The organism is Pelorhabdus rhamnosifermentans (genome assembly GCF_018835585.1).
GTDB classification, from domain to species: domain Bacteria; phylum Bacillota; class Negativicutes; order UMGS1260; family UMGS1260; genus Pelorhabdus; species Pelorhabdus rhamnosifermentans.
This window is the reverse complement of sequence record NZ_JAHGVE010000038.1, coordinates 22,212-28,211: the sequence shown is the minus strand read 5'-3', so window position 1 is coordinate 28,211 and position 6,000 is coordinate 22,212. Positions and strand designations below refer to the sequence as shown.

Genomic DNA, 6,000 nt, shown 5'->3' with positions numbered 1-6,000 from the left:
AATTTTATCAGTATGGAGGGTATTGTATTGGACAGTATTCGCTCCTGTGACAACCTGAAGGTTCTTGGCCCAAAGCTCAGCATTGACTGCTGTTGTCCGGCTGATTAAATCTACCCGGTCCATGTTGCTGCCATTCATTCCGACACCTTGGATCGTGATTTGTCCGCCTGCTACACGAAAAGCATCCAGACTGCCATTACCGCCAAAAATAGGTGTGCCTGTTGTCAGTGTGGCATGGTTGGTATTGATAAAACCGCCGCCATCAACAAAAATCCCGTTCGGGTTGGCGATGACCACTTCGGCTCTTTTTCCGGCTATTTCTGTATAGCCCCTCAGATAACTGGGGTTAGGTCCACTCACTTCAGTTAGTATAATTTTCGCTGTTCCATTGGCCATGAATGGATTGCCTGTGATGTATCCGGCTAACTGTGTCTTGACATAGTCTCTGGAATTATTCAGTATCAGTCCCTGGGCAGCTACATCAAACTGACGGAAAATGTTTCTTGATACGCCAGCTGCTGACGGTGTGGTTATCTGTACAATAGGTAAGCCGTTGGCTGATTTCTCTACATAAGGCCGATTATTGGCTGGTGCATTTTTATCTACGGCTACACTCGCCCCGGCAACGGCGGGTTGACTGAATTGCAGAATCAATAATAACCAGGCCAGACATTTTTTTATACTTTTTCGATGCATCTTGATTCACCCCAACATTTTTATTGATGAATTAAATTTGATAAATTAATTGAAAACCGAGCGTTATGTTGTCCGTTTTATATCCTGCTGGTTTTTTTATTGGCCAGCCGACAAATACATCAAAATTGCATTCTTTGATTTTACCGCGTAAGCCCAGCGCCGTTCCGGCTAAATCATGGCCTAATAAATATTCGGAAGCAGGTCCGTAAACACGGCCATAATCCAAAGCGACATAGGTTTCCGTACCGACATTATCCACAGGAATGTCTAATTCATTACGAAAAACCCAGCCCTTTTCAGCTGCTAAGGTTTGTTCACCATCAAAGCCGCGTACAGTATAGCGATTACCGATACTCAAGTAGTCTGCAACAAATAGGGTGTCTTTCGTGGTCTGAAATTGCAGTTCTGTAACATACTGTGCTTGTTTGGAGCCGATTTTTATGGGTGTAGCCAAATTGATGTCAGCTGTCCAGATTCTGTAACGATTGGTTTGAGCAAATGTCTTATCATCCGGTTGGGCATTAAACCAAGGTACCCCCCACTTACAGGCAAGTTCAGCATCTAGCGTTGTACTCCCCATATAGCGTCGGTGCAACAAGGCTGCTTCGGCAATCGTAACTTTCTTCCGTTGGACAGTAATTTCAGTGTCATCAATGTAACTTTTATTTTCCTTTTTAGTAATACTAAATTGCAGACTCGTTTTACTGGTTTGATCGCGGTCAATAAGCCGCTGTATACGTACTTGGGTGCTATCACTCTTGCCTGACGACAAGAATGATTCTTCAAAGCCTTGAATATTTTGATGATAGTCATAGTGATTCATGGACAGCGTAAATGTCCAATACCCATAAGGAAATGAATAAGACAGGCTTTGTCCACGTGTACCCCGCAGATAACCCTCATGCTCCGCATCACTATTAAAAGAAACATTAAAAATATCATTGATGCCCAATAAATTATCGATGCGAAACGTAGTAGCTGCCTGCAATTTTCCAGTAGCTCTGCTGCCTGAGTCATCGAGTGAAAGTAGCGTTTTTAGCGGATTGGTATGCTTTATTTTGATGACCACATCGCTTTCCCCGGGCTTTGCTCCAGGGACAAGTTGTAAATCAACATCTTGTGAGGGTACGCGCTTCATTTGCTCCAGCCCTTGTTCAAGATCACGCAAATTGAGTAGTTTTCCGGGCCGTGTCGGAAAGGCAGTAACCCAGGTTCCTTGCCGATTATCTGATTTTATCCGAATGTCCCGGATTTTTCCCGGAACAAGAATGAGCCGCAAGACACCACTTGTCAAATCCTGTTCAGGTATAACAATTCTTGTGGTGATATAGCCGTGATTAATCAACTCATCTGTCAATCTCTTCACAATAATATTGATACCTTTTTGACCGATTCTTTGACCGGAATACTTATCTAAAATATTTTGTACCCAGGAAAATGAGTCGATTTCTTCGCCTTCAAGTTTTAACGTTTTTATCGGAAAGGAAGGGGTTTCATCAGGTAATTTTTGGTCTTCGGCAACAGACCGTTGATTTTGCAGAAAAACATCCTGTTCATTTTTTCTTTGCTGTGTTTCTTCTGATTGATTTTTAGAACGTCGCTGCAATTCTTCCTTATCGGCCTGCTGACGCTGCAAGGCTTCCTTATCGGCCTGGTCCATTACCTGAGCTGACAGGCTATTTAAATGGATACACATACACATTAAGAAAACGAACAACGTTTTATAAAAGCATGTCAAACTACCTATCTTTCCCATCAAATCTATTTTCCTCCAAACTTACGAATGTCACCTGAACGGCTCATTTTATACCACTTATTTAGAATTTATTTAATTTGACTATACTCTTTAAAAATAGAAAAAAAAGTCGAAATTTGGCATTTGTGTCATAAACAAGACTTTTATCCCATTTATTTCCGCCTAAAGTACTATTTTTAAATCCCCTTTTCAATAGCAAAAATGGTATTATTTATAAAAAAAAAAAAAAATAAGCTTCATTGACCGGCTTTCCGGAAAATGAAGCTTATCTCTTTATTTGATATTATCATTCAATCATTCATCGACACAATGCAGCTTATTTGCTTGATCTAAAGGAATCTGTAAATGCTCATAGGCAGCAGGTGTGACCACCCGTCCCCGCGGCGTTCGGTTTAATAATCCCAGTTGCATTAAATAAGGTTCATACACATCTTCAATTGTTTCCGTTTCTTCACTTATGCAAGCAGCAAGTGTATCCAGGCCCACAGGTCCGCCGCAAAATTTATGAATGATTGTCGTGAGCATTTTTCGATCTGTCTTATCCAATCCAAGCGTATCAATTTCTAACAGCTTAAGTGCCTCATCAGCCACACTACGCGTAATCATACCATCCCCTGTGACTTGGGCAAAGTCACGCACACGTTTAAGCAACCGATTCCCTACGCGCGGCGTTCCCCGTGAACGTTTCGCGATTTCCCTGGCACCTTGCTCATCAATAGGCACTTTGAGTATTTCTGCCGCCCGCTGGACAATATAGGCCAGTTCTTCAATCTTATAATACTCTAACCGACAAACAACACCAAAGCGATCCCGTAGCGGTGAAGCGAGGGCCCCAGCCCGCGTCGTTGCTCCTACTAAAGTAAAGGGCGAAAGATCCAAACGAATGGAGCGAGCGCTGGGTCCCTTGCCGATCATAATATCAAGGGCAAAATCTTCCATGGCTGAATAAAGGATCTCTTCAACTGTCCGGGATAAACGATGGATTTCATCAATAAACAGCACGTCATTTTCAGTTAAATTCGTTAAAATCGCTGCCAAATCACCGGGACGTTCAATGGCCGGACCTGACGTAACGCGAACATTCACATTCATTTCATTCGCAATAATATTGGCTAGCGTCGTCTTGCCCAAACCTGGCGGTCCATAAAGCAATACATGATCTAAAGGCTCCTGACGAGAAATAGCGGCCTGAATAAAGATGGACAAATTTTGTTTTACCTGTTCCTGACCAATGTATTCTTGCAAACAACGCGGCCTTAAACTATACTGCCACTGATCTGGTTGCTGCTCATTTCCAGCAAGGACACGTTTTTCTTCCATAACTACCTCCTGGCAAATTCCTTCAAGGCCATTTTAATCAGCTGTTCTACTGTACAGTTACTTGAATCAGCCTTTTTCAATACAGACATACTTTCGCTCTGGCTATAGCCTAGAACAGTCAAAGCAGCAAGGGCTTCACTCAACTGATCATTGTCCACTTCACACTCTGTCAATGAACTATCCTCTACGGCTTCCACTATACCAATTTTATCTTTAAGTTCCAAAATCATACGTTCTGCCGTCTTTTTCCCAATTCCCGGGATCTTCGTAAGAACGGTAATATCTTTTTGACTCACAGCCACGCGAAAAGTCTCAGGCGTCATAGCAGACAAGGCGCTAAGCGCCACTTTCGGACCAATCCCTGTAACCGATGTCAAATGAATAAATAGATCATATTCCGCTTGCGTAATAAAACCATACAATAGCATAGCATCTTCGCGCACTTGCAATGACGTAAACAGTGTAATAGTAAGACCAATCGATAACTTCTGACGCGTCGAAAACGGCACGAATACCCGATAACCTACGCCAGCCACATCAATAAAACAAAAATCCGCAAAGAGATGAGAAATCTGACCTTTTAAATAACCAATCATAAAATTTTCTCCCACATATCGTTCCGTCTTCTTCTGTCAGCAATTCGACAATAAAAAGAAGTTTTCCTTGTTCAGCTAAAGTATAAACAAAAAAAGAACAGGTTCTCTTGTGTACCTGCTCTTCACATCTCAACTTAGCGAGATCCTAACCCTTCCAGCGTCCGCATCAATTCTTCCCGTGACTGTACAACAATTCCCCGCTTTAATTCTTCTAAATCCTGCGCTGTTAAACTGCTTGTCTCAATCTTGGTTTTTTCTTTCAAAATAGCCTTGGGTCCCGGTTTTCCATAAAACGATGCTACATAACCGTCCTGAATGCCGATAAAAAGATTATTGGCATGTTCACGACAATAGCTGTCCACATTCAGAGACATTTCGACTGTATCTGTATCAAATTTTTCAATACTCCAGTCAGGATACATTTTAACGATTTGATTATAATTTAATCCAATTAAATTGTCAGCCGGTTTGGTATGAAATACTTCATCTTCACCGCATTTTAGATAATGGATGGTTTGAATCATATTTGTCTCAGCAGTCACTTTAATTTTACCGTCTTGCTTGGCTGCCTGAGCATCCATTTCTAAATCGCCATAATCTTTTCCAAATGGAAAGAACACCATAGCACCCACGACTAGAGCCGTAACAAAAACAGCGATGATGCCAAGAGATAAACGGATCTTTTTTGATTGTAAAAAAGGCAACATCAAAAACACTCCTTTGTTTTGTGTTGCCTTAAGGATACCCATTATTTTACTTTTTTATACAAAATAGACGTTAATCTTCTTCTGGTTCTTCTGGCATATCAAAATTAGAATAGACATTTTGTACATCATCATGTTCTTCTAAGATTTCCAGCATGTTCATCATCTTTTCAGAATCAGCTTCATTCAGTTCCGCGAATGTTTCTGGAACCATGGTAATTTCAGCAACGACACATTCAATATGATTGGCTTCAAGAACCTGCTGAACGGCCTCAAAATCTGCCGGTGCCGTAGTAATCTCAAAAGTACCGTCTTGATTTTTCAAATCTTCGGCACCTGCATCAAGTACCATCATCATTAAATCTTCTTCACTGAGAGTGCCTGATTCAACAACAAAAACACCCTTTTGTTTAAACATCCAAGAAACACAACCTGATTCACCAAGATTTCCGCCACTCTTTGTAAAAATATGACGAATATCTGCAGCAGTACGGTTGCGATTATCTGTCAAAATATCGATCATAACAGCAACACCTGCTGGTCCGTAGCCTTCATAAACGATTTCTTCATAATTCGCGCCTTCTAAAGCACCTTGACCCTTTTGAATGGCCCGTTGAATATTTTCTTTCGGAACATTATTGGCTTTGGCCTTTTGAAGGGCCAACTTAAGGCGCATATTGCCTGTTTGATCTGGTCCGCCTAACTTTACAGCAATGGTAATCTCCCGACCAATCTTCGTCGTGATTTTACCGCGAATGGCATCTACTCTACCTTTTTTGTGTTTAATATTCGCCCATTTTGAATGTCCTGACATAATAAATCTCCTCTCAGACATAGTAACCATGCACTACTAGAGCCAGACATGGAAACAACACTCCCACTAAAAAAAGTGGGAGTATAATCATACATAATCAAATTATATTTTAAC

At 41.3% G+C, this 6,000-nt stretch carries 6 protein-coding genes; all 6 read right to left on the bottom strand.

The annotated features are described in order from the left end of the window. The coding region (locus tag Ga0466249_RS24055) for a filamentous hemagglutinin N-terminal domain-containing protein (RefSeq protein ID WP_215832038.1) at positions 1-696 on the bottom strand (696 nt) is incomplete at its 3' end. Between the two features lie 31 nt (positions 697-727). Further along, positions 728-2,452, bottom strand: coding sequence for a ShlB/FhaC/HecB family hemolysin secretion/activation protein (locus Ga0466249_RS24050; RefSeq protein WP_246589019.1), 1,725 nt, complete (start codon positions 2,450-2,452; stop codon positions 728-730). 294 nt (positions 2,453-2,746) lie between these two features. Beyond that, a complete protein-coding gene (gene ruvB, locus Ga0466249_RS24045) occupies positions 2,747-3,772 on the bottom strand; it encodes a Holliday junction branch migration DNA helicase RuvB (protein ID WP_215832037.1) in 1,026 nt (341 codons plus the stop codon). Positions 3,773-3,774: 2 nt separating this feature from the next. Next, a complete protein-coding gene (gene ruvA / locus Ga0466249_RS24040) occupies positions 3,775-4,368 on the bottom strand; it encodes a Holliday junction branch migration protein RuvA (RefSeq protein ID WP_215832036.1) in 594 nt (197 codons plus the stop codon). 134 nt (positions 4,369-4,502) lie between these two features. Beyond that, positions 4,503-5,075, bottom strand: a complete 573-nt coding sequence (locus Ga0466249_RS24035) for a BofC C-terminal domain-containing protein (RefSeq protein WP_215832035.1) — start codon at positions 5,073-5,075, stop codon at positions 4,503-4,505. A 70-nt stretch (positions 5,076-5,145) separates the two neighbouring features. Beyond that, on the bottom strand, positions 5,146-5,886 hold the full coding sequence (locus Ga0466249_RS24030) for a YebC/PmpR family DNA-binding transcriptional regulator (protein ID WP_215832034.1): 741 nt from the start codon (positions 5,884-5,886) through the stop codon (positions 5,146-5,148). Between the last annotated feature and the right edge of the window lie 114 nt (positions 5,887-6,000).

Excerpts from the sequence above, each read along its gene's own strand:
- Ga0466249_RS24050 (WP_246589019.1), bottom strand. The coding sequence starts at position 2,452 with ATGGGAAAGATAGGTAGTTTGACATGCTTTTATAAAACGTTGTTCGTT.
- Ga0466249_RS24030 (WP_215832034.1), bottom strand. The coding sequence starts at position 5,886 with ATGTCAGGACATTCAAAATGGGCGAATATTAAACACAAAAAAGGTAGA.
- Ga0466249_RS24035 (WP_215832035.1), bottom strand. The coding sequence starts at position 5,075 with ATGTTGCCTTTTTTACAATCAAAAAAGATCCGTTTATCTCTTGGCATC.
- ruvA (WP_215832036.1), bottom strand. The coding sequence starts at position 4,368 with ATGATTGGTTATTTAAAAGGTCAGATTTCTCATCTCTTTGCGGATTTT.
- ruvB (WP_215832037.1), bottom strand. The coding sequence starts at position 3,772 with ATGGAAGAAAAACGTGTCCTTGCTGGAAATGAGCAGCAACCAGATCAG.